This window comes from Paracoccus endophyticus, assembly GCF_003286075.1.
GTDB lineage: Bacteria > Pseudomonadota > Alphaproteobacteria > Rhodobacterales > Rhodobacteraceae > Paracoccus > Paracoccus endophyticus.
Map to the genome: position 1 here is coordinate 1 of NZ_QLUV01000057.1, position 650 is coordinate 650.

The 650-nt window shown below is 69.8% G+C and carries 1 protein-coding gene; it reads right to left on the reverse strand.

Annotated features, from left to right (window positions below; genetic code table 11):
• Nucleotides 1-650, reverse strand: a 650-nt coding sequence (locus DPQ23_RS15245; protein ID WP_205961491.1) for a DUF5801 repeats-in-toxin domain-containing protein, incomplete at both ends; no start/stop codon positions are given.

The following is a 650-nucleotide window of genomic DNA, read 5'->3' on the forward strand; positions in this document are numbered from 1 at the left end:
CCGCCAGCGACCGTGCGCCCGGTGATCGAGCCATTGGCCTCGACGAACAGCAGGATCGCCGCGCCCTGGCCAATGCCGTCGCCGTCGCCGCCCACGCCAGCGCCCAGCTTGTCCGCCGGATCGAGCGCGAACAGGCCGCTCGCCGTGCCGTTGGCAACATTGAGCGCATAGCCCACGCTGCCCGCCCCGTCGGTGCCATAGTCGGCCAGCGCCGGACTGAACGCACCGGCAAAGCTCGCGCTCGCCGAGACGATGCCGTCCTCGGCCACCGGGCTCTCGTCGACCGTGATCACCGGCTTGGTGAACCCGGTGGTCAGGCCACCCGCCGGACCATCGTCCTCGAACCGGAACACACCGCTCGACAGGTCGATGGTCGCAGCAGCGCTGTCGCCGTCGGCATCGGTCACGGTCTTGGTCAGGGTCAGCGCACTGGCCGCTGCCAGCAGCTCGGGATCGTCGCCGTTGGCCGGATCGTCATGATAGAGGTTGACCGCCGGGTTGCGCGCCAGCGTGACATTGCCCGAACCGTCGACCGAGATGGTGAAGTAGACCGTCCCGCCAGCGACCGTGCGCCCGGTGATCGAGCCATTGGCCTCGACGAACAGCAGGATCGCCGCGCCCTGGCCAATGCCGTCGCCGTCGCCGCCCAC